This is a genomic window from Blastopirellula marina DSM 3645 (genome assembly GCF_000153105.1).
GTDB lineage: Bacteria > Planctomycetota > Planctomycetia > Pirellulales > Pirellulaceae > Blastopirellula > Blastopirellula marina.
In genome coordinates, this window is sequence record NZ_CH672376.1 from 1969722 (window position 1) to 1992667 (window position 22946).

Consider the following 22946-nt stretch of genomic DNA (forward strand, 5'->3'; position numbering starts at 1 on the left):
ACTGTGGGGGGCCGAGGAAATCGCAGCGATCTCGACGTTGCATTCGAGTTTGACAGTCAAGAAAATGTGGATCGCAACTACGCAGGCGATTATTTCAATCGTCTGCGTTGATGGATCCATCGATCATGGACGCCGCGCCCATGAATGCGGCGAGCAGCGATGTTGAGGAGAGAAGCTGCTTTCTGCGATGCTCATTTGCAGCAGCAAAAAGGGAACGTTCTCAAGCGAAATCGTCGTGGACCAGCATTGCCACGCAACGTCGTGGCAATGGCGCCCGCGTCAGTTAGATGCAGATGATGCGCAAGATGCTAACTAACAACGACAATTCAATTCGTACTCAGAGTAGGAATCGAGCAGCGCGAAGCGGGCCGAAACATCAAAGATGAGTTCGGCCCACTAAATCTGTCGTAGAGGAAGCAAATGCCCTAAGAGGGACGTACGTTCTCGGCGCAGGGGCCTTTGGGGCCTTGAGCTTCCGTGAAAGTTACATTCTGTCCTTCATGCAGGTCGTCGAAACTCACGCCTTGCAGAGCCTTTGAGTGAAAAAACAGGTCTTTTGAACCACCTGTGTTAATGAACCCAAAACCCTTGTCGGTCAGCTTTTTGATCGTGCCGTCAGCCATGTGTCGTCTTCTTAAATGGTATTGATGGAGAAAAACCTGCTCACTGGAACAGTTTCAGTCGCCATTCTGGTACACGAAGTGTAGCAATAGGGAGATTGTAAAGTAAATGGGGCGATTGACCTGCTTTCCTCAAGCCAAAGAGGGCAGAGGGCCAATTGCAGCAGTCTTTTATACGGGCGCTGCTCCCTTTCGCCCGATGTTTTCGTCTTTCTTCTCCTGCAAGGTTCGGAAGCAAAGTAGCGGAGTCGGGGAAGCAAAAAACTTGTTCGATCCCACCATCGCCAATCGATATGACCGGTTTGCGCAACCCACCGACCGGCTGACGATCCACCCACCGTGCATCACCAAAAAGCGGAATGCGAAAGTAAAAACGTAATCCGAGACGAGAGTCCGATGCAGTTAGTCGCCTTTCGCAGCGCGAAACGTACTTCGCGATCGAAATCCCGGAGTGAGACCTCCGGCCTTTTGCAATTCGCGTAGCGTCTTTGGGATTCGCTCAGAGTCAAACTCTGAAAAGAGACGCTTACCGAAGCCAACGCCGCTGCGACGGTTCATTGGGATCGTTTTGACCGAAGTTCCATTGTACGCCGATCTCGATGACGTTGCGGTCATAAGTATTGCTGACCAGATCCGAGTCATTGAGATCGTATGCGTAGGTGAGCAGTAAGTCGAATTCTCGCCACAGGGGACGCACATAGCTGGCGCCTAGCAATATTTCCGAGTCTTCTCGCGTGATGCCGGATATTGTCTGCACATGATCGTAGTGACGATAGAAATATTGCAGGTCGACAGCGGCGTACGACTCATCCTCGAAATCATAAGATAATCCGCACGATGCGATATGGCCGTTGTAGTCAAAGTCGCTGCCTTGCGATTCGTTGCGATTGTAGGCGTAGCCAATTCGGCACTTCAAGTTGCGACGCCAGGTTTGCCATTGTCGCGAGAAGGCCGCTTGGCAACTGAAGGAATCCGCGTCGCTGGGCGATCCTTCGATTCCCGGACCAAGGCCCAAAAAGTCAAAATTAGAGAGTTGGAGGACGGCGCTGTTGGTGACGATGTCATTTTCTTTGATCGAAAGTGCGACGCTGCCGCCCCAACGCTGCAGATAAGGAGACGTATTGATGTCGAGCCGATCGAACTCGGTGCGAATGGCCGCCACATAAGGGCGGTCGCGCCAGGGCGTTAAACCAATGTTCGTCATCGATAGATAACCAGAGTGACCGATCAAGTCAAACTGCGAAGCCAAGTCGCGATAGTAGTGCGTCGCCAAGGGCGCATATCCTGCGACAACATTAGTCTGGTAGGTGCGAAGCAAATAGTAGTTAAGGTCTGCGGATAATAGTCCGCCAAAGGATGGAACCGTCATCGGCGGTGCGTTGAACAGGTTGGAAGTTGGAATTACGCCTGCGTTGTCGTCATAGCGCTGCATTAATTTAACCGCGCCAAAAAATCGCGGCGTTTCCAGCAGCGCTTCCTTTATTTCATGGCGATAATTTTCGGCCATTTCCGCAACCGCTTGAGATTGAGGATTTGAAAATACCTCGAAGAAAATCGTGTCCGCTTGTCGCAATTGTCCCAATTGAGCGAGCGCTGTCGCCTCGGTCAACAACTGATATTGCGAAGCTTCCGCACTGGAGTTTTCGCCCTGTTGTACCGCAGACCAGGCTTTCATCGGCAGTTCGGCCTGCAAATAAGCGGACCCCAAGAAAAATCGAACGTCATCCAACTTTGGATCAATGCGTTCGGCGGCTAGTAAAGAACGGATGGCCGCATCCGTTTCCTCATTTTCCAACAGGGCTCGTCCGTAGATCATGGTGATCTCGGCGTCATCAGAAAAATGAGCATGGTATTGCTGGAGAAGTTTTACTGCATCGGCCGGACGTTCCCGGCTCCGCAGCATGTTGGCCAATACTTTCAAAGCGTCCCGATGGGTCGGATTTTGTGCGAGAATTTGGTTCAAATATTTCTCCGCTGCTTTCCAATCCTCTCGTTGCAGCGCGGCGACCGCCAACGATTCGATGCGATCCAACTCTTGATTTGGCGCCGAGGTAGCAGGCGATTCCTGATCAAGCGGCGGAAGCGGGATCAACGCCGGCCCCTGCGGAACAAAACGGGGTGGAAACGGTGAGGGGATACCGCCGTTTTGCGGCGATAGATTCTCTTCGATCGGCGCACCCGTCGCCTGCGCCATGCGAAAGGCAGATGTCGGCGGATCGTTCAACGGATAGCGTTGCCGCGGAAGTTCTGGCTCAACGGGCGCGTCCTCCGCCGCTTTAGGCTGTCGACTCAAGAACGAAAAAAAGGGAGTCTGAGCTGAACTTCGATCTGTGCAGATCAAGGTCAGTAATGCGCATAGACTTACTGCGCGAATGAAATGGTACATCTCGATTTGCCCCTAATACCAGTATTCTCGCGTGGAGTCGGGGAACGCATGCATCTCAATCGCCTCGCGTGCGTACTGTACGACTCATGAAAGTTATTCGTGCGCGAAATCGATGTGCAAGCATTAAAAGCAGAGATTTCCCAGCAGTTGCGGGGAACAGGCATATGTTTGTATTGATGAGGGCGTGTTCGCCTTCATGGACGTCTGGGTAATCGAGATGGGGGCAAATCCATGAACCAGCGAAATGTTTGGCTGCGAACATGCATGTTTTTCGTGGCTGTTTTTTCTTTTTCGCCATTCTGCCTCAGCCAAATCGCTGATAGTGAAACAGTTCTGACCACAATTCCTTCCTGGCGCTACGAAGGAACATTTGTCAGTTACAACGAACCTGTCCTGGTGATGGATATTCAGCGTGTGACTGCGCCCGGTGATACGCAAAAGGAAGTCGCCCAAAGGCGTTCTTTCGTCGTGCACGATATCGCTGCATTTCTCGTCGTCGATGAACTTCATCCGCGTCATAAAATGAGCGAATTATCGGCTGGAGCACCGGTGGAAGTTCGCACTTTGTCCGACAAAAAAGGTGAGGTCGCCTTACAAGTGCGGGTGAATGAAGGCGAGTATTTCAGCGATCGAGAGATGCCGCAGTCCGAAATGGAAGAAAACGCAAGTCAAGCGGGCGACCGCAATTCAACGAATCAGCGTGGCGCGAATTCCAGTGATCCTGACGCCTCAGAGGGCCAAGCTGGAACAGCTGGGATGGATTCGTCGACGAGTGCCGGTGATCGCGATTCGTCGCGGCAGTCCTCGGGCGAGAATCGATCAAATCGACGAAACGCCAACGATGGTCAGACCCCCTCGGGTAGTCAGTCGACTTCCGCCGATGATGGTTCGTCCAAGGGGCAGTCATTCGCCGACAATTCGAGTCGTGACGATCAACGTTCCAGCGAACGCCAAGTCGCAACGGAATCATCCAATACTCCAAATGCTGGAACCCCAAGCGGTAACGACGATTCAAAAACCGACGACGTCGTCACGGACAATCAGGCTCCTAACGAGAATCAGAGATCCTCAGCGAGTCAAGCCTCTCCGAGAAATTCTCCGAGCCCATCGTCACGCAGCGGCAACGCGGGTCCAACGAACACTCCGATCGGTCAGGGGTCAGCAACAGGAGGTGACAGCCCGGGCCCGCGCGGTAACCAGACGCAGAGTGGAAGTTCGACGCAGGGTGGAAGTTCGACGCAGAGTGGAAGTTCGACGCAGAGTGGAAGTCCGACGCAGAGTGGAAGTCCGACGCAGAGTGGAAGTCCGACGCAGGGTGAAACAACCATTCGTCCCCTTAGTCGTGCGTCCATTATGAGTGGCGACCAAATTAACGATCGATCGACAGCCCAATTAGCCGATGTGAACGCGGGAATCGATCGATCGGGCAGCGGCGCGAATGACGGCGGACGCCCCTTGGTGGGCGTGAACGCAGGTATCGATAACTCCGCGAACAATCGGCCCACGGGACGCTTGGTCGATGTGAACGCGGGAATCAATCGATCGGGCAGCGGCGCGAATGACGGCGGACGCCCCTTGGTTGGCGTGAACGCTGGTATGGATAACTCCGCGAACAATCGGCCCACGGGACGCCTGGTCGATGTGAACGCGGGACTCAATCGATCGGGCAGCGGCGCGAATGACGGCGGACGACCCTTGGTGGGCGTGAACGCAGGTATCGATAACTCCGCCAATAATCGGCCCACGGGACGCTTGGTCGATGTGAACGCGGGACTCAATCGATCGGGCAGCGGCGCGAATGACGGCGGACGACCCTTGGTGGGCGTGAACGCAGGTATGGATAACTCCGCGAACAATCGGCCCACGGGACGCTTGGTGGATGTGAACGCGGGAATCAATCGATCGGGTAACGGCGCGAATGACGGCGGACGACCCTTGGTGGGCGTGAACGCAGGTCTGGATAACTCCGCGAAAAATCGGCCCACGGGACGCCTGGTCGATGTGAACGCGGGAATCAATCGATCGGGCAGCGGCGCGAATGACGGCGGACGCCCCTTGGTGGGCGTGAACGCAGGTATGGATAACTCCGCCAACAATCGGCCCACGGGACGCTTGGTCGATGTGAACGCGGGACTCAATCGATCGGGCAGCGGCGCGAATGACGGCGGACGACCCTTGGTGGGCGTGAACGCAGGTATCGATAACGCCGCCAATAATCGGCCCACGGGACGCCTGGTCGATGTGAACGCGGGAATCGATCGATCGGGCAGCGGCGCGAATGATGGCGGACGCCCCTTGGTTGGCGTGAACGCAGGTATGGATAACTCCGCGAACAATCGGCCCACGGGACGCCTGGTCGATGTGAACGCGGGAATCAATCGATCATCGCAAGCGAATCTGAACGAAATCGTGGCAGCGACATCAGAGGCATCGCGATTTCGAGGTTCGTTACATGAAGCCTTCGCTCGTCCCCTTCTCGGTGATGTCCTTTATGGAGAGATGGCGCCGATCACTCCGCCGCCATCTGTTCGTGAAATCGTGAATGAGATTGACGATGGGCTCTCGTTTATACCGGGGTACTGGTCGTTTGAGCCTGTTGAACAAAAATTTGTGTGGGTGACCGGCGTTTTGCGACGCGCGCCCCAGGGGATGGAATGGGTCGCTGGAAGCTGGCTGAGCTCGGAAAATGGATTCATTCGGACAGCCGGCTACTGGAAGGTTACCGGCGAGATAAAATCCTTAGCGGAACAGGGACCACATGAGATTATTGCCCCGGCTGCAAGAGTCGCTACCGCTACTGGCGTTGTGAAGACCGTGCGCCATCTCGACTATTTGCTGGAAGATCGCGGCATATTATTTGCGCCGATTGACGCTTCAACCCTTTCGATGTCGCAACCAAACACGGTCTCCATCACGCTCACCGAGCCGATTTTGATTCGTAATCTGTTACTGCATCTATTCGTCGATCGCGCCAATGACCGATTCTATTTCGGCGATTATTATGGCGAGACCGGAAAATCGTTGGGACTAATCGCTTGGAGAAAAGCCGGGCTCGCTGAAGGAACCTTGTTGGGGCAATATCAGAAGATACATAGACTTGGCAATATTGACTTTGAGCGTCGCCTGGCCGGGTGGGAGCATTTTTATGAAAGCCATAGAGAATGGCGACCGCCGGTTAACGCCGCTGCAACAAAGCGATTACTGCTGACTTCCACCGAGCATGCCGCAGTGCAAACATCTGCGCTATCGCGGCGACTCGTCGCAAATGTGCTCGGAGATATTCACCACTCTTCAGGAAAATCTCTTCGGCCCCAAATAGGCAAGCTTGAGGGAACTGCGACGCTGTCGGCAGAAGCATCTGGATTGCTGCAGAATTCGCTTAAGAGCACCAAGCTGAACCAAACTATCCATCTTCAGCAAAGCACGTTGGGCTCCCTTCGATCGCAGACTTCGTTCAAAGCTTCTTCGCTCGGCGGAGCAGGCGGATTACCCAGCACCGTGCGAGGCCTAGGCGGCGGCTTAAGTGGAGTCGGCGGCGCCGTGGGAGGCGGGCTGAATGGAATCGGCGGCGCCGTGGGAGGAGGGTTAAATGGAGTCGGTAGCACGGTCGGCGGAACCGTCGGCGGATTGCAAAACACCATCAAGGGATTGCCTTTGCTGTCGAAGTAATGGAGTACGATCCCGATAACGCGCGGGCTCCATGATTTCATTGACGGTCACATAGGTGGGTGGAGCAAACCGAGTTACGATCAAGCCAGTCGCTACCAGGCTGACTTCGGCCAGTGGCGCTCGAAGTATTCAGTCTCTGTCTGTATCGCTCCGGCGCTAATGGTCTCCCAGCTACTCCTTTAAAATCGGTTTGGCCTCTGGTCGACGCTGAGAGGGACGGAGCGTCGCTTTGCGGTTGTCGGGGGACGATTCCGCAAGTGGACGTTGCATTTTGTTGCGGACGTAACTCGGTCCGTTCTGGACAAACTGCCTGGGCCGCCCAGCGCTCGTTGGGGCGAGGACGATGAAACTAGGCAGTTTGGGTAGCCGGTTTGAGAATTGGTTGGACGGTCTTTAGGAACCGGACGGTAGGCGGTAAAAGTCGTGCAATAAGGGCTGGTTTCATCGCGGCCCAGCGCAATCGCATGCTTGCCGCATTTTGACTACCATGGGGAGTTGTTGATGGGTGTTTCCTATGCGTCAATATCTCCTTCTTCGTCTGCTTCCTATCCCCCTTCCTATCCAACCCGTTCGCCAAAAAATGATGCGCTACGTCTGGACTGTTTGTTTTGTCTTGTCGCTGGCTTCCGCTTCCTGGGCCGAGGATTCTATCCCTGCGATCCGACGGATCTTGCCGCCGCTGGGAATGGAAATTGACGCCAAAACAAAGACGGAACTAACGACCCGTTTAGAGCAACTGCAAAAGCAACTGGAGACGGTCGAAAACAATCCGTTGTCGATCGACGCCGAGATCTATTTGAAAGCGGTTTCGCTCGCGCTGCGAAACGGCGAATTCTACAAACCGAAAGATGTCAACGTCGCTCGGGCGGCGCTTGACTCGGCCGAACAGCGGATCGCCCAAATTGACGCTGGTAAGCCGGAGTGGACTACCGCCGATGGTTTGTTGGTGCGCGGTTATCGCAGTACGATCGACGATTCGCCGCAACCGTATGGTTTGCATATCCCGGCGGATCTGGATCTGTCGAAGCCGGTTCCGCTGTACGTCTGGTTGCATGGACGCGGCGATAAAGAAACCGATCTCTATTTCATCCATGGTCGTCAACGCAGCAAAGGCTATGTCGCGCCTGACGATGCGATCACGCTGCATCCATTTGGCCGGCAATGTATTGGATTTAAGTCGGCCGGCGAGATCGATATTCTGGACGCGATCGAAGATGTCAAACAGCGCTATGCGATTGATCCCGATCGGATCGTCCTAATGGGCTTTTCAATGGGGGGCGCCGGCGTTTGGCATGTGGGCGCTCACTATGCTGATCATTGGGTCGCGATGAGCCCAGGCGCTGGATTCGCTGAGACGGCCCGCTATCAAAAACTGAAGCCAGAGAACTATCCGCCGAGCTACACGCAAAAACTATGGGGCTGTTACGACGTTCCCGACTACGTGCGCAATCTGTTCAATCTGCCGGTCATCGCCTATAGCGGCGAAATCGACAAGCAGATTCAAGCGGCCCAGGTAATGGAAGCTGCGTACGCCGCCGAAGGTCGTACGTTGCCCCATTTGATCGGTCCCCAGACGGCGCATAAGTATGAACCAGAGACGCTGAAAGTGCTGCTCGCCAAAATGAAGGAGTTTCGCGACGCCGGTTTGAATAGGACGCCGACCGAAGTCTCGCTGCAAACCCAAACGCTGCGCTATCGACACATGCATTGGGTCGAAGCTTTGCGACTGGAGGAGCATTGGCGAGATTCGCGGATCGACGCCCAGGTCGCGTGGCCTGACTCGGTGACGCTGACGACGAAAAACATCGCCGCGTTGGCGCTGCACCTGCAAAAAATCCCGACCGGCTTTGTGGTCGAGATCGATGGCCAAAAGTTGAATGTCGAAACGGCGCCTGCGGACGATGCGCCGCTTTCGCTGGTGAAACAAGACGGAGAGTGGACGTTTGCTGCTCCCGCCGCCGACGCCGAACAATTGGCGAAACTGCCGGGCCTCCAAGGACCAATCGATGACGTTTTTCTGGAGCCGTTTATGGTGGTCGTGCCGCGCGAGAAGTCGACGAACGCGCGACTGCAGCAATGGCTCGAGTTTGAGATCGCCCACTTTGACGATCGCTGGCAGGCGCTCTTCCGGGGGAAGCCGCGCTGGAAATATGACGATCAGGTGACGCCGGCCGACATCGCCAAGTATCACCTTATCGCGTGGGGGACGCCGCAAACGAACCGCCTGATTCGAGACTCGCTGGAGAAACTACCGCTCACTTGGGACGAGAAGCAAGTGACGCTTGGAGGGCGTCAATTTTCGGCTGATGTCCACGTGCCGTTGATGATTTACCCGAACCCCCTGAATCCGCAGAAGTATCTGGTTCTCAACAGCGGTCCGACCTTTCGCGAGGCGGATGATAGCAGCAATTCTCGGCAGAACCCGCAATTGCCCGACTGGGCGATTATTGACATCACGACTCCCCCGAATGGATCGACTCCCGGCAAAGTAGCGGCTGCAGACTTCTTTGATGAAGTCTGGCAGGTCAAACCGACGAAAGAGGCTGAATAATCGGCCTGCGGTCGCATTGACCCTTTCGCCGGTTGCTAGGTAAACTCCCGATCTCTCGATTGCCCCATCAACGCCCGGCGATGTGGATGGCGTGGGCAATCACGGCGAGCCGGCGCTGCGGCGGACCGCTGGACGTAGACGCGTTCGTCTCAGGCAGACGAGCCGTGTGCGTTCTTTTCGTCGCGATCAACTGGCCGATTTAGGGCTGCGAATCGGACGTCGTAAGTCATTTGTCGTGCGGAAGAGCCGAAGGCCGTGAAATATATTTTGAATTGGACCATCGCCTGGTTGGCGGCGATCGTCGTTTTGCTGTTGCGATGGACTTGTCGAGTTCGTTTGCATAACGATCCACGGCCCGCTCTGCGAGCCGCTGGCGTTCCGTACGTCTATTCGGTTTTGCATGCCCATCAGGTCGCCGCCGCGATGGGAGGCGAAGCAGGGACCGCTGCGATGGTCTCGCAGTCGTTGGACGGAGAGTTGATCGTTCCGACCTTGCGAATGATGGGCGTCACGCCGATCCGTGGGTCGAATCGAACCCGTGGTCAAACCAAAGGGGGCCGCGAGGCGCTGGTCGGCTTGATCGAGCATGTCGACGGCGGAAAACCGGCTTATCTGGCGGTGGATGGACCACGTGGGCCGCGTAATCGCGTTCACAAAGGGGTCGCGGCCCTCTCAAAAAAGACAGGCGCCGTCGTGATCAACATGGTCGCGGTGCCAGAGCGGCGCTGGATCTTGGCGAAGACCTGGGATCGGCTTCAGATTCCGCAGCCGTTTTGCCGCGTGCATGGTTATTTTGCCGAGCCTGTGCGTCCCATCACAGACGAGTCGCTGGAAGACTACCGTCGCCGCATCGAAGCTTCGCTGAACTCGCTGGAAGCGGAGCATGATCCGGCCGAAGCGCCGGCAGTGGTCGTCGAACAAGCGTCCAGCGATGAGATCGCGGCCTAAAAAAACGCCGACGATTGAAATCGCCGGCGTTCTCGGATTGAATCGCTGGTAAAGCCGAAGCGGCCTTACTTTTTGAGAACCCAGATGTTTTTGTAAACGACCGGGTTGCCGTGTCCTTGCAGATACAACGCCGCCGGGCTGTTCGCTTCTTGTTCGCGACCCGGGGTGTGCTTCGGCAGTTCGAGGTCGTCATGAATCACGACGCCGTTCTGCTTGATGGTCACCCGAGCGTTGGTGGTCTTCTCGCCGGCTTCGTTGTATTTGGCGGCGGTGAAGTCAATGTCGTAGGTTTGCCAGGTGAGCGGCGGAAAGCACATGTTGACTTTCGGCTTCGAGATTTGATAGATGCCGCCGCACTCGTTGTTTTCTCCTTCGAGGCCGAACGAATCGAGCACTTGCAGTTCGTAGCGACCTTGCATGTAAACGCCGCTGTTACCACGGGCCTGGCCGCGAGCGTCGGGCTTGAACGGGGTCATGAACTCAATGTGCAGCGTGTGATCGCCCAGCTTCTCTTTGGTGTAACAATCGGCCAACAGGAAACCGTCTTGCACGATCTTGCCGTTTTCAAAAGCGTCGGCGCTCGCTCCGTCAAACAACACGGTCGCTCCGGTCGGCGGCTTGGCGCCCAGCGTCGGGCTTTTTCGAACCGTTTTCTTCAGCGAGCCGATCTTGTCACCGGCGGTGGAGAAGACTGAGATCACGCCGTTGGCGATGGTGATCTTCGCGTGATCCCCTTCCATCGTGACGACGCCATCTTCCAGCTTGCCTTCGGCTGAGTGGGTTTCCATGCCGCGCGACCAACCGTCGCCGGGGAGTCCGCCGGGATAACCGACCCCGCGGAACTTGCCCTCACCCAACGCGATCACTTGCACGCCGAGCGGCACATCCTGGCCATCCATCGTCACGGTTCCGACGTATTCGCCTTGGATGGGATAGGCTTCGCCTGCTTCTTTGGGATTGGTGTAGGTCGGCGTGTCGTCGGCGGCAGTCGCGTAACCGACGGTCGCTAGCGAGATCAGGCCGGCGAGGGCAATACGAGTGAGGTTCAATTTCATCAGGTGGTCTCTGGGGGCTATGGAATTGGGGGGAATTTTGGGAACAGAAACGCCTATTGTGCCCTGACGGCAAAGGGGACGCAACTAAACCGGGTTACGTCGATTAGCGAAACTACGCGTTGTTTTTGGCAGCGGCGGCTAAATCCCGAATCCGCTGCACCATGTTGTAAAAGCCGTTGGCCCGTGAAGGAGTAATCGTCTGGGCCAAGCCGATCTGATCGAAGAGCGATTCTAAATCGTACGCCAGAATCTCTTCGGACGTCTTGTAAGAGAGGAGCATCGCCAACAAAGCGACCAGACCTTTGACGATCTGAGCGTCACTATCGCCGAGGAAATAGAGTTGGCCGCCATCCTTGCTGGCTTGCGGTACGAGCCAGACTTGGCTCTGGCAGCCTTGCACGCGGAAGGCTTCGACTTTGTAGGCGTCGTCGAGCGGGGGCATCTGCCTGCCGAGCTCGATCAGAAATTGAAAACGATCCATAGGATCGTCATAGAACTCAAATTCTTCGACGAGTTCAGCGGCTGTAAGGGTCGGAATATCAGTCACGCGTGCCTAGCTCTCCCACAAAAATGAATCGCAGTGCTTTCATCATGGGCAGTTGCATTCATTTTAGGCAACCGGCTTCCGGGAAATTCGCGGCGGATTCTGTCGCGATGCTGAGATAATACGGCGAAATAGGCGATTTTTATACAATTGCATCATGTTTTTCGATTTCGGCACGCTGAATGCAATTGCCGTTACGCAGCGAAGAAGAGTCGAAGTTGTTTCGACAGATCAGGATCGACCAGGATGGTCATCGATTTGTCGCGGGAACGTATGCGGCTCAACTTTGCAGACGCGTGGTCCATTTCTCAATTCACTCTGCAGGATGCGGGAGTGAGCCGGGAACTGGCCAACGCATCGCTCTCTTTCCAAGAGAGAGTTCAACATCGATCAACTACGAGGCACGACCTCGTTTACCCAAAGCATGATGGGGTGTTGTTCCTGACGACGGGGCTGTTGGGAACGGCGGTCGAGGCTGAGGAGATTTAGGTCTCTTTGGCCTCGGCCGTTTTTTTTTGCGCGACCCTCAATGGCGCAAGTCTTTTTCATTTCTGTGCATGCATTTCGCGCGTGTTGCGCCGATTATTGCTAATTTCGCCGGCATTCTTTGTACTATTCGCGATTGGAATGATGTTTGTAACTCTTGTCTGTAAAAGGGTTTGCGGTCGGATGCTAGCCTCTTTTCGTCGTTTGGCATAATGATTGCATTCCGTGGTGCAAGTCGCTCAAATTTTGCGGGAGGCCGGTTTTGCGGTCTGCGCTGGCTGTCCAACAGTCTCTCTCGTCTGCCCAACGCAGATGACAGTTGGTGTCGGTAAGGCAAGTTTGAGCGTTGCGAAGGGCGAGTGTCCTATAGCGCCCGTTCCACGTCACGTCAGAATACGGAGATGTTCGTCCATGAAGAAAATTGAAGCGATTGTCCGTCATCACAAGCTGGATGAGATTAAAGATGCCTTGGTCAGCAAGGGATTTGGCGGAATGACCGCAATCGAAGTTCAGGGCTTTGGTCGCCAGAAGGGTCAGACCGAAACCTATCGAGGCGCCGAGTACTCGATCGATTTCGTCCCAAAAATCAAAATCGAAATCGTCGCTACCGACGAACAATTCCAAGAGATTGTCGACACCATCATCGAAAAAGCACAGTCGGGTCAGATCGGCGACGGCAAGATTTTTGTCAGCGAATTGACGGACGTGATCCGCATTCGGACCGCCGAATCGGGTTCGGCCGCAATCTAAATCGCATGGCTTCCACGCAAGTTTAGCTCTTTAAAAGGCTCTCTTGCTTAGGCAATTACCGATTCGATGTTGCAAATCGTTCTTAACCGCTTTGGCCGATACCAAAGCGGTTTTTTGCATTCTTGCCCGCAGGTGCTCGGATTCGCAGCTTGGGCGTCAGCTATTCCGTCTCTTGATCGGCGTAGCGTCTACGGCGCGAACGAAAGAAGCTTGGACCCCGTACTCGGTGAGAGGCGCCCCCTTCGTCGATCATGCGACCCGCCAACAAGCGGTAGAACGTCAGAATGACGAAGGCGCCGGCCACGGCGACCACAAAACCAAGCGGGCTAATCGGTGAAACCCGCTCTCCAGTATAGAAATAGGCCAGAACGGCGCAGCCGATGATCGAGCCGCCAACTCCCATCGCCAAAGTTGCGATGGGTCCGCCTGGGTCGCGGCCAGGCATGATCGCTTTGGCGAGAAGTCCGGTAATTGTTCCAAATCCCACCCACATCAACACAATTTCGCACCAATGTTGAATTTGAGCCGAAAATTCGCCATCCATAGTCATTTGCTCCGTACTCGCTAGCACCGAAGTGGTGGGGGTTTTCAGTTGGAATCGGCCAACGATCTTGGTAAAGTTTTCTCGATGTAGGAAAATTCACGGATTTGTCCCCGACTTCCCGCCACAATAGGTCTATCGCAGCGTTTCGTAGAGAGCGGCCTCCTCAAGGCCGACGTAAACGACGCTGTTTCCCACCGACTCACCGCTGGGGTGAATCTTTTGATTCCCTCCTTCCTTTTGTTGATCCCCCGTTACTGGAGTAACCGCATGAAGAAGCTCGTATTTGGACTCGCGTTGGCTCTCTGCTTGGGCCTGTCGGCTCACAATCTGATGGCCGCGGAAGCGGCGGAAGTAAAGTCGGGCCTTGATATGGGCGCTCAACCGGCTGCGTTCTATGTCGAAGACGTCACCGGCCCGGCCAAGGGAGAGACCCTTTGCTATCGCTGCCGTTACGGCGGACGCCCGACGATCGCGATTTTCGCCCGTGAAATGGACGACAGCGTCCAAAATCTGGTGAAGCAGATCGACGAAGCGGTCGCCAAGAACTCCGATCAAAAGCTGTCGGCCTTTGTGGTTCTGCTGAGCGACGCTCCGGCCGATTGCAAGAGCGAACTAGAAAAGGTCGCCGCCGCCAACAAGATCGAAGAGACCCCGCTGACCGTGTTCAAAGACAGCAAGGGTCCGAGCCCTTACAACGTCTCGAAAGACGCCAAGGTCAGCGTCATGATGTGGAATGCCGAGGGCGTGAAAGTAAATCACGCGTATGCGACGAACCCTTCGAAAGAGCAGATCTCGACGATCGTCTCGGACTCGAAGAAAATCTTGGAGTAAATCTCCCACGTCAAACGCCTGGAAATTAGATTCAAGGCGATTGAGTTTCAAATCAAAGAGCCGCGGAACAAACTGTTTCGCGGTTCTTTTTTTGAACTTGTGGTCCATCTGAACGCCCTTTACGAGGGATTTTTCCGTGCTAGGCTAGAACTCTTTGCCGTAAACCTCCACCAGTCCGTCCATGCACGACCGGATTAAAAAGATCTATCCAGAGGCGTTCGGCTGGATCTTCCAACGCCTTCGGCGCGGAACGATCCCCGCAGCGCCGTTGACGATTGTGTTGGCGGCGATCGCCGGCGTGCTCACCGGCTATGGCTCGGTCTTATTCGCCTATCTGTTTGAGATCATTCGTGAACTGACGGTCTTGCGTTTCGTCGCGTGGAGCGAGTTCACCATCTGGGGTTACGTCGCTCTTGCGGCGTCGCCGGCGCTGGGAATTCTGTTTGTCGCCTGGTTTACGCGCTATTTTCGGCTCGAAGGTCAAGCCGTTCCGGAAGTGATCAAATCGGTCGCGCGAAAGGATGGCGTGATTCGCCCCTTCTGGTCGTTGGCCAAGGTCTTTTCGTCGGCCGTCTGCATCGGCGTCGGCGGTTCGGTGGGACCCGAAGGTCCGATGGTGCTGATCGGTTCGTCGATCGCCAGCGCCGCTGGTCAGTTTTTTCGCTTGTCGTCACGCAATCTGCGGACGTTGGTCGCAGCTGGCGCCGCGGCCGGCATTAGCGCCGCGTTTAATGCGCCGATCGCCGGCGTGATTTTCTCGTGCGAAATCATCCTCGGCAGTTTCGCGGTCGAGAGCCTGACCCCGATCGTGATCGCTGCGGTGCTTGCCGCGGTGGTGCAAAAGCAAGTGGGCGAACACGGCGTGAATGTCGCCTTTCCCCAAATTTCCCACGAATATGCCGGCAATTGGGTCGAACTGCCGTCTTACTTTTTGCTGGGCATTATCTGCGGATTCGCTTCGATCGCCTTTGTGCGGCTGTTGTATTGGACCGAAGACGTCGCGAAAGCCTGGACGCCCAAGTGGTGGATAAGGGCGCTGGCCTGCGGCACGTTGGTCGGCGTTCTCGGCGCCGGTTACTTTGTCGTTTATCCCGCGCCGCCGACGATCTCCGCCGAAGAATCGGCGAACGAGTCGGATTCGCTGGCCGAAGAAATGAGCCAAGAAGGGCATCATCCCCGCGGACCGGCGCTCTACGGCGTCGGCTACGACACGGTCGAGCACTCGCTGCATCTTCAGAATGCGGACAAGCCGATGCCGGTTCGTCGTCAAAACGTTGACATCGCCAGCACGAAGGTGGTGCCGCTTAGTCGAGAAGAGATGATCGCGCATCTCTGGTGGCTGGTTCCCCTAATCCTGCTGAAGCCGATCTGCACAAGTTTGACGCTGGGCGGCGGCGGGGCCGGCGGCATCTTCGCGCCTTCCCTTTTCTTGGGAGCGACGCTGGGCGGCGCCTACGGAATCGTCTGCAATTTAATTGCGCCCGACATGTGCGCCAGCCCCGGCGCATATGCGCTGGTCGGCATGGGCGCCGTGGTCGCCGGCACAACGCATGGAGTGCTCAGCGCGATTTTGATTGTCTACGAGTTAACCGGCGACTATCACATTATTTTGCCGATCATGGGCGCCGCTTGTATCTCGAGCGTGGTCGCCTGGTTTAGCGATCCGGAAAATATTTACTCGAAACGGCTGGCGCGCAGCGGCGAGTCGATCGCGCGCAGCCATGACTTGCATGGCGCCGAGCATATCAAAGTGCGGGACGTGATGATCCGCCGCTTTCCGACCGTGAAAAATACGGACAACCTGGTGCAGATCATCAAGGTGGCGCGGCAAAATCCGCACATTGAAAGTCTCCCGGTCATGGATGACGACAATCGATTGATCGGAATCATTCGTCCCGAAGACTTGCATCGCGTGATGGATACTGACGTCTCTCCCTATTTGGTGAATGCAGACGATATTGCGCTGATGATGCCGATCTCGGTCTCGCCCGAGGAGAACCTGCTTGAGGCGCTGCGCGATTTCGGATCGCGCGACGTCGACACGTTGCCGGTCGAGATCGGGGAAGGGGGGCGGCGGCAGTTGATCGGTTTGCTGCTGCGAGCCGACGTCATGAGCCGCTATCGCGAAGCGATGCTTTCGCGCCACTAGAGCGGCGTCGTGGCTCCGCCGTTCGCTAACCGCATAGTCGTTACGACCCCAGCGGCAATTCTCGGATAATGAGCGCGAAACGGGTTGACTTTGCGGCTTAACTCCCCCCGTGTAACGTTTTTTGACCTAGTGTCTCTCCAGGCGGGGGATTTTCCCTGCTCATCGGGTTAGATCGTAGCAGCGATCGTCCCAGGGGCAGAACATGAAAAGCGAACGATTCACAACGCTCATTGTGTGTCGCAATCCTGATTTGATTGCGGCGGTATCAAGTGAGCTAAGTAGCAGCCAATCGGTAGAATGGCGATTCCACGCTGTTGCCGATGCAAAATCGATTATCGGCGATCAGCCGGTCGAAATCTGTTTGTTCTTGATCGATCGCACGCATCCGCTGCGCGAAGAAATGTCGGAGCTTCGCCGCGTCCGGCAACGTCTTCCTCAAGCGGTCGTCATCGTCGTCGGTGACGAAAAGTCTGGCGAAGTCGAACTGGATGCATGGTCGAGCGGCGCCGATGAATTTGCGCCGACTTCGCATCTTTCCGCCGCAGCGATCGAACGGACGGTGATGCGATGCGTCGAGCGGCGTATGACCGCTGATAAGTTGCGACATCGCGAGCGTTGGTATCGCGTTGCGGTCGCCGAAGGAAATGTCGGCCTCTGGCGTTGGGACCGCCCCTGTAATTTCTTTTATCTGGCCGACCATTTTCAAGACATGTTGAGTATTGCGCATGACGATCTGCCGAGCGATCTAGCGCAATGGATCGAACGAATTCATCCCGATGATCGGCACGCGACACTCGACGCGGCCGACGCTCATTTTTCAGGGCGTTCGGATCGCTTTGTCGTCGAGCATCGCATTCGCCGCGGCGACGACGGTTACCGTTGGTATCTCTCCAGCGGTTGCGTGGCCGAAAATGACGCGGACCGTAAACAGATCCTGGGCGCATCGACCGACATTTCCGCGCGTAAAGAGGCTGAGTTCGCTTTGCAACGTGCGAAACGCGCCGCCGAATCGGCCGTTCGCGTGAAGTCTGAATTTTTGACGAATATGAGCCATGAACTGCGTACGCCGCTGGCGGCGATTTTGGGTTACTCCGAAATCATGGAAGATCATGCCGTCACATCCGAGTCGTTGGAAGCGGTCGATACGATCCGCCGCAATGGCCAGCATTTGCTGGAATTGATCGGCGATATTTTAGAGTTCTCGCGGATCGAATCGGGCAAGCTGGAAGTGAGCGCGATGCCGACTCCTGCTTACGAATTTTTAAAGAGTACGTTTGAATCGTTTCGCGAGTTGGCCGATGACAAGGGACTGCGATTTGTGGTGGACGTTTCGGACCAGATTCCAGAAATGATCATCACTGATCCGGTTTGCGTACGTCAGATTTTGTGGCGATTGGTGACGAATGCCGTGAAGTTTACCGACGCCGGTGAAATCGGAGTCGCGGTTCGCGTGGCCGACGGAAACTTGGAGCTGAACGTTCGCGATACCGGCTGCGGCATCCCGGCGGAAATGCTCAGCTCGATCTATCAACCATTTCGTCAGGCTGACAACTCCTCCACGCGCCGGCATGATGGCGCTGGTCTGGGGTTGGCGATCTGTCAAAAGCTGTCCCAGATGTTGGGTGGCGATATCTCTGTACGCAGTCAGGCCGGCGCCGGATCGCAGTTTACGGTGCGCCTGCCGATCGAACGAACTGCGTCTGACAAGCGGCGACAGGGTAAATCCAAGGAAGAGAAGCTCCCCGCGAAGCGGCTCAGCGGACGCGTGTTGCTGGCCGAAGATGGTCCAGACAACCAGCGTCTATATGACCTGTTGCTGCGCACCGCCGGCGCCAAAGTAACGGTGGTCGAGAATGGCCGCCAAGCGATGGAAGTCGCGCTGGAGCAAGCGGCCGTCGACGGCGGCGGGTTTGATCTGATCTTGATGGACATGCAGATGCCGGTCATGGACGGTTACGAAGCGACGCGCGTCTTGCGATTGGCCGGATATCGCAAACCGATCGTCGCGTTAACGGCGCATGCGATGGCCGATGATCGCGCCAAATGCCTGGACGCCGGCTGTAACGACTACATCGCCAAGCCGGTCGAACGCAGTCGTTTTATCGCGATCTGTCGATCGTGGATCGAAGAAGGACGCGGCCTGCGAAACGAGTTGAACCTCAGCTCTAACGCGGCGGCGAACGATTAAGCGTCGTAGTTTGCTGGACGAGTGAGCGCCGCTCTGTTTGCGATTCGATTTTCCCCCCAGAAAAAACAAAGCGGCGGAAATCTCCAAAAGCATTCGGGCCCAGCGGGGGGGAAGATCGAAAGGCGCGTCCCGATGCGAAGGCGCCGTGATTTACTGCGGAGGGACCAGAGTAATTTACTTCGCTTTGCTGTCTAGTTCAAAGCTCAGGTCATCTCTCGGTCCATCGATGGTTACGGTGAGCGGCGTCAATTGGACCGCATTGTAAACAGGCGGAACGATGCTTTCGTATTTGTCGCGCATGCCGCTGTCAGGCGTGTCATACAGCTTTACCTGGCCAACAATCTTGTTGCCGACAATCAGCACTTTCTTTTCGCCCTGCATGGTATAGCCGGTGAAATTACCCTCTTTGATGACGCCGCCGCCAGTAGGAGTCGACTTGTCGACAGCCACAAAGGAGATAGAGCCAGTGGGGACCGGTTGTCCATCGATCGATACCGTTCCTTGCACTTTGACTTCGCCCGATTTTGTATCGGCGCCGCACCCTGTCAGGGCGACTAGTCCCAGCAGAGCGACAATGGAGTAGTAACGCATAGGGAATCTCGCTTGCAAAAGCAAATATTGGGAAGAGATGAGGAAGTCATGGCGAGCCGTTCGGCGTCTCGAAAGCCGAACGGCTAGCAACATTCTTGCGGGACGAATCGGCGATTATTCCGAAATAACCTCGCCGCCATAGGTCGACAACGTCGCTTCCCAATTCCCTTGACTAATCGTTTCGGAAACAAACCGCACCGATCCGTCGCACATGCTCACCATGACGCCGCCGGGATGTTGGCTACGCGCGGCCATTTGCATTTCATGGGGTTGGCCCACTGAAGAACAGGGTATTCGACGGAAGTCGACGTTGTTTGCATCTTCCGCCGAATCCTTGCATTGAATGCATTGGTCCGGACTGGAAGCGTTCGGCGTCAACAACGACATGAAGCCGGGGCTTCCCTCGTTGTTCAAAAAGTCGCCGCGACTGTCATCGGTTGCGTCCGGCGAGGCGATGATCAATTCCGAGAAACAAGCGGTGTTGGACGTACCGTCAGTCACTTCGCTGAGGCGAGAAACGTGACGGATGCGAAAGGGGGAACCGAGATAGGCGGCCGCATCCGCTCCGGTGTGATGCAAGTGCGCATTGCCCATATTCGCGGTGTAATTGCCTAGCACGCGCCAGTTGGCGTCGCCCTGATCTTGAATTGCTCCGACTTTATCAGAAGGGCAGTAGTACCCGTCCACGGCAACTCTTAACGTCGCCGGATTAGGGCCGTTGTGAAAATGTTCGTTGAAGTCGTATTGGTCATACAGCGCCGTTTGCTCGATGTAGGGCCACAACTGAACCGCCCAGGTAACTCGATGATACGATCGGCCGTTCTGGACTTTGGTGGGATTATCCGTACCGTTCATGCCGCCGAGCGGAAACCAGTCGCGATAGGTGTCGGCAAACATATGGGTCGCCAGAGTCCACTGTTTTAAGTTGTTGGTGCACTGCATGCGGCGTGCGGCCTCACGTGCCTGCTGAACTGCAGGCAGCAACAGGGCGATCAAAACGCCGATGATGGCGATCACCACCAAAAGCTCCACAAGAGTAAAACCGCTCGTCTGTCGTTCTCGAGGCATGGTGGCTTTCAAGTTTTTCTCCAACGCTGCAATTGAGGACACAAAAAATATCGTTTCGCCGATATGGCAGGATTGTTAGGTTTGCGAACCAGGGTTCCCGTAGTTTCTGGAGCGTATTCCGTGTGATGCAGATCCGACAATTTGAGAATCAGTGATTGAAAATGTCGAAGACTTGTCGCAAGAAATCAAAAAGGAAAAGTCATTATTTAGAGCGGCAACCGCGATGATTGCCCCTTAATACTAGAAATAAGGGAATGCGATGTCGAGAGCGTGCCTGCTTAAATTGCGGCAATTTGTGCCTGTCTATCTTTATCTCGATTTTGCGTGTTTTTTGTTTGCGGCATTGTGGATTAAAGCAGTTAGTTTTCCCCCCAGAATTGGCTGGAAAGGAGAAAGAAAACTCCTGCTTTTTGTGAACCGATTTGAATTCTTTTCGTTGTTTCCGGTGATGTGATTTGCGATCTCTTATGCAAATTGAATGAAAAAATGGGATGAACTTTTGAGAGGGCCGTGAAATATTCATGCTCCTTTTTGCCTAATTGCATGAAACGTGCATTCGAACGCTCGATCTCCCTGTGAAATGCAGATTGATTCGTCACGTTGCGAAGGGAAAACAAACTAGTTGCTGATTGCCTAGGAACGCGCTCCACCGGCTGATATCCTAAAGTTATGGTAATTTTTTCCTTCGCTCTTGGAGAATTTGTAATGCTCAATCGCTGTGTTGCGATGACGGCAATCTGTTGTCTTCTCTCCGGATTGGCTTTGCACGCCGAAGAGCCAAAAGCCAAAGAACCAACTGCCGAGAAACTGTTTGACGGTAAGTCGTTGGCCGGCTGGAAAATTGCCGAGAAGGGCGCCTTTGACCAGCATGGCGCGGTGACCGTTAAAGGCGGAGAGATTCTTCTCGTGAAAGGAGACTCGAGCACCGGCATCTTCCGCGCTGACCAACCGCCGCGAATGAACTACGAGATCTCGCTCGAAGCGAAGCGGACGGACGGTTCTGATTTTTTCTGCGGGCTCACTTTTCCGATCAACGACGAGTACTGCACGATGTTGATCGGCGGTTGGGGGGGCGGAGTGACCGGGTTGTCGAATGTTGATGATCTGAGCGCCGTCGAGAATGGCGCGACCGGTTATCAAGAGTTCAAAAACGATCAGTGGTACAAGATTCGATTGCGCGTGACGCCAGAGAGCGTCACCGCTTGGATCGACGGGGATTCAATCTTCAACGTAAAGATCGCCGACGCGAAGTTCAGCATCTGGTGGGAGCAAGAGCCGATGCGTCCGCTGGGGATCGCAACCTGGAACACGTCGGCGGCGCTGCGGAACTTGGAGCTGAAGCGGCTGAAATAGCGCGCTAAAATGTTGCCTCGCGATCGGATGCCGATCTCTCTGTCGGCGGTGAATTCATTTCCCTTGAAGCGGTGTCTCACGGCTTTATGGGGCTTGGGATGGATTTGCGCTTGGTTGGGCTCCTGCCTAGGAAACGCTTGTCGTCGCTTTGGTGGCGAATCGTTCGATCCCAAGTGCGGTTGAGCTTTCGAATGGGGCGTATTCTTGGTAAAATGTCTATTTGCGCCCTAGCTTGGGCATTGCGGAGTCATCTCGTACATAATGGTGTTGCATGAAATATAGCAAAAAACGGGAAGGGTTTACGTTGGTTGAGCTCCTGGTCGTAATCGCGATCATTGGAGTCTTGATTGCATTGTTGTTGCCTGCCGTCCAGCAAGCACGCGAAGCAGCTCGGCGGATGAGCTGCAGTAACAATCTGAAGAATATTGGGTTGGGGCTGCACAATTATCACGATACGTTTGGCAGCTTCCCTTCTGGCTTTATCAGCAATCGAGGAACGCCGGCGTCGAGCGGCACGTGCTGGTCGAGCGGCGGCGAAAACACTCAGTTCGCTCCTTGGACGGCGCTGATGTTGCCGTTTATCGAACAGTCGGCGCTGCACGATTCGATGAACTTTAAAGAGAAGTTCACGATGAATCCCATTGATGGCCTCGGCAGCGCAACGAATCAAGCCGCCTGGCTGAAAGTGTTGAAGATCTTCCAGTGTCCATCCGATCCGCGCACCGAGATCCAGCCCAACCTGTTGTGCTATATGGGGGTTCAAGGGGGCGGTCCTGATTTCCAATGTCATGGCTCCAGCGACGCCAACCGGGGCTTGGATACCGATGGCATGCTCTACATCAATTCTCGTGTCGGTTTCAACAGCGCAGTTGACGGCTCGACCAATGTGATCATTGTCGGCGAAAGCAAGTATCAGACGCACAATCGAGCGGACGGTAAAAACTTTGGCTGGGCGAGCAGCGCGAATTCGACGAACCTGTGGTGCATGGGAGGAACGCTCGCCAGCGCCATCGCTTCGATCAATTCGCTGACGGAGGCGTCGCATAGCACGCAGTCGCGCGGCTTTGGCAGTTATCATCCCGGCGGTTGCGAGATGTTGATGAGCGACGCTTCGGTGCAGTTCTTTACCGAAACGATGGATGTCGATATGTATCGTCAGTTGGCGATTCGTAACGATGGTTTGCCGGTCTCCGGATTCAACGCGAACTAAGGG

General features: G+C 55.3%; 16 protein-coding genes. 9 read left to right on the forward strand and 7 right to left on the reverse strand.

The window, feature by feature from the left end; genetic code table 11:
• Window positions 1-425: 425 nt before the first annotated feature.
• Both DSM3645_RS09910 and DSM3645_RS09920 read right to left on the reverse strand, forming a co-directional pair.
• On the reverse strand, window positions 426-623 hold the full coding sequence (locus tag DSM3645_RS09910) for a cold-shock protein (protein WP_002652003.1): 198 nt from the start codon (window positions 621-623) through the stop codon (window positions 426-428).
• A gap of 523 nt (window positions 624-1146) precedes the next feature.
• Window positions 1147-2913, reverse strand: coding sequence for a tetratricopeptide repeat protein (locus DSM3645_RS09920; RefSeq protein ID WP_237564792.1), 1767 nt, complete (start codon window positions 2911-2913; stop codon window positions 1147-1149).
• 1446 nt (window positions 2914-4359) lie between these two features.
• On the opposite strand from DSM3645_RS09920, the gene DSM3645_RS09925 reads away from it, so the two are divergent.
• The 3 genes from DSM3645_RS09925 to DSM3645_RS09935 all read left to right on the forward strand — a co-directional run bounded on the left by DSM3645_RS09925 (window position 4360) and on the right by DSM3645_RS09935 (window position 10174).
• On the forward strand, window positions 4360-6675 hold the full coding sequence (locus DSM3645_RS09925; RefSeq protein ID WP_131282397.1) for a hypothetical protein: 2316 nt from the start codon (window positions 4360-4362) through the stop codon (window positions 6673-6675).
• Window positions 6676-7255: 580 nt separating this feature from the next.
• A complete protein-coding gene (locus DSM3645_RS09930; RefSeq protein ID WP_002652007.1) occupies window positions 7256-9226 on the forward strand; it encodes an alpha/beta fold hydrolase in 1971 nt (656 codons plus the stop codon).
• Window positions 9227-9481: 255 nt separating this feature from the next.
• Complete coding sequence (locus tag DSM3645_RS09935) at window positions 9482-10174, forward strand: lysophospholipid acyltransferase family protein (RefSeq protein WP_002652008.1); 693 nt, start codon at window positions 9482-9484, stop codon at window positions 10172-10174.
• 65 nt (window positions 10175-10239) lie between these two features.
• Here the strand turns inward: DSM3645_RS09935 and DSM3645_RS09940 are convergent, their stop codons facing one another.
• Window positions 10240-11229, reverse strand: coding sequence for a 3-keto-disaccharide hydrolase (locus DSM3645_RS09940; protein WP_002652009.1), 990 nt, complete (start codon window positions 11227-11229; stop codon window positions 10240-10242).
• Window positions 11230-11341: 112 nt separating this feature from the next.
• The gene (locus tag DSM3645_RS09945; RefSeq protein ID WP_002652010.1) at window positions 11342-11776 is read right to left on the reverse strand and encodes a SufE family protein; all 435 of its coding nucleotides are present in this window, start codon (window positions 11774-11776) and stop codon (window positions 11342-11344) included.
• A gap of 894 nt (window positions 11777-12670) precedes the next feature.
• On the opposite strand from DSM3645_RS09945, the gene DSM3645_RS09955 reads away from it, so the two are divergent.
• Window positions 12671-13009, forward strand: coding sequence for a P-II family nitrogen regulator (locus DSM3645_RS09955; protein WP_002652012.1), 339 nt, complete (start codon window positions 12671-12673; stop codon window positions 13007-13009).
• A 160-nt stretch (window positions 13010-13169) separates the two neighbouring features.
• On the opposite strand, the gene DSM3645_RS28015 is transcribed toward DSM3645_RS09955, so the two are convergent.
• The gene (locus DSM3645_RS28015; RefSeq protein WP_002652013.1) at window positions 13170-13553 is read right to left on the reverse strand and encodes a GlsB/YeaQ/YmgE family stress response membrane protein; all 384 of its coding nucleotides are present in this window, start codon (window positions 13551-13553) and stop codon (window positions 13170-13172) included.
• A 267-nt stretch (window positions 13554-13820) separates the two neighbouring features.
• Between DSM3645_RS28015 and DSM3645_RS09965 the strand changes: the two genes are divergently transcribed.
• The 3 genes from DSM3645_RS09965 to DSM3645_RS09980 all read left to right on the forward strand — a co-directional run bounded on the left by DSM3645_RS09965 (window position 13821) and on the right by DSM3645_RS09980 (window position 18721).
• The gene (locus tag DSM3645_RS09965; RefSeq protein WP_002652014.1) at window positions 13821-14384 is read left to right on the forward strand and encodes a hypothetical protein; all 564 of its coding nucleotides are present in this window, start codon (window positions 13821-13823) and stop codon (window positions 14382-14384) included.
• Window positions 14385-14565: 181 nt separating this feature from the next.
• On the forward strand, window positions 14566-16533 hold the full coding sequence (locus DSM3645_RS28020; protein WP_002652015.1) for a chloride channel protein: 1968 nt from the start codon (window positions 14566-14568) through the stop codon (window positions 16531-16533).
• A gap of 202 nt (window positions 16534-16735) precedes the next feature.
• Window positions 16736-18721, forward strand: coding sequence for a hybrid sensor histidine kinase/response regulator (locus DSM3645_RS09980; RefSeq protein WP_002652016.1), 1986 nt, complete (start codon window positions 16736-16738; stop codon window positions 18719-18721).
• 174 nt (window positions 18722-18895) lie between these two features.
• Here DSM3645_RS09980 and DSM3645_RS09985 read toward each other — a convergent pair whose 3' ends face one another.
• Together DSM3645_RS09985 and DSM3645_RS09990 are read right to left on the reverse strand one after the other, a co-directional pair.
• Window positions 18896-19312: a hypothetical protein gene (locus DSM3645_RS09985; RefSeq protein ID WP_002652017.1), complete on the reverse strand. Its 417-nt coding sequence runs from the start codon at window positions 19310-19312 to the stop codon at window positions 18896-18898.
• A 114-nt stretch (window positions 19313-19426) separates the two neighbouring features.
• Window positions 19427-20380, reverse strand: a complete 954-nt coding sequence (locus DSM3645_RS09990; RefSeq protein ID WP_040351749.1) for a DUF1559 domain-containing protein — start codon at window positions 20378-20380, stop codon at window positions 19427-19429.
• 705 nt (window positions 20381-21085) lie between these two features.
• On the opposite strand from DSM3645_RS09990, the gene DSM3645_RS09995 reads away from it, so the two are divergent.
• Window positions 21086-21733, forward strand: coding sequence for a 3-keto-disaccharide hydrolase (locus DSM3645_RS09995; protein ID WP_002652019.1), 648 nt, complete (start codon window positions 21086-21088; stop codon window positions 21731-21733).
• 271 nt (window positions 21734-22004) lie between these two features.
• Window positions 22005-22943 (forward strand): DUF1559 domain-containing protein, encoded by a 939-nt coding sequence (locus tag DSM3645_RS10000; protein ID WP_002652020.1) that lies wholly within the window; start codon window positions 22005-22007, stop codon window positions 22941-22943.
• Window positions 22944-22946: the final 3 nt, after the last annotated feature.

Coding starts and splice junctions, on each gene's coding strand:
- DSM3645_RS09940 (WP_002652009.1), bottom strand. CDS start 11,229: ATGAAATTGAACCTCACTCGTATTGCCCTCGCCGGCCTGATCTCGCTA.
- DSM3645_RS09965 (WP_002652014.1), top strand. CDS start 13,821: ATGAAGAAGCTCGTATTTGGACTCGCGTTGGCTCTCTGCTTGGGCCTG.
- DSM3645_RS09930 (WP_002652007.1), top strand. CDS start 7,256: ATGATGCGCTACGTCTGGACTGTTTGTTTTGTCTTGTCGCTGGCTTCC.
- DSM3645_RS09985 (WP_002652017.1), bottom strand. CDS start 19,312: ATGCGTTACTACTCCATTGTCGCTCTGCTGGGACTAGTCGCCCTGACA.
- DSM3645_RS28020 (WP_002652015.1), top strand. CDS start 14,566: ATGCACGACCGGATTAAAAAGATCTATCCAGAGGCGTTCGGCTGGATC.
- DSM3645_RS09925 (WP_131282397.1), top strand. CDS start 4,360: ATGAGTGGCGACCAAATTAACGATCGATCGACAGCCCAATTAGCCGAT.
- DSM3645_RS28015 (WP_002652013.1), bottom strand. CDS start 13,553: ATGGATGGCGAATTTTCGGCTCAAATTCAACATTGGTGCGAAATTGTG.
- DSM3645_RS09910 (WP_002652003.1), bottom strand. CDS start 623: ATGGCTGACGGCACGATCAAAAAGCTGACCGACAAGGGTTTTGGGTTC.
- DSM3645_RS09995 (WP_002652019.1), top strand. CDS start 21,086: ATGCTCAATCGCTGTGTTGCGATGACGGCAATCTGTTGTCTTCTCTCC.
- DSM3645_RS09955 (WP_002652012.1), top strand. CDS start 12,671: ATGAAGAAAATTGAAGCGATTGTCCGTCATCACAAGCTGGATGAGATT.
- DSM3645_RS10000 (WP_002652020.1), top strand. CDS start 22,005: ATGAAATATAGCAAAAAACGGGAAGGGTTTACGTTGGTTGAGCTCCTG.
- DSM3645_RS09990 (WP_040351749.1), bottom strand. CDS start 20,380: ATGCCTCGAGAACGACAGACGAGCGGTTTTACTCTTGTGGAGCTTTTG.
- DSM3645_RS09980 (WP_002652016.1), top strand. CDS start 16,736: ATGAAAAGCGAACGATTCACAACGCTCATTGTGTGTCGCAATCCTGAT.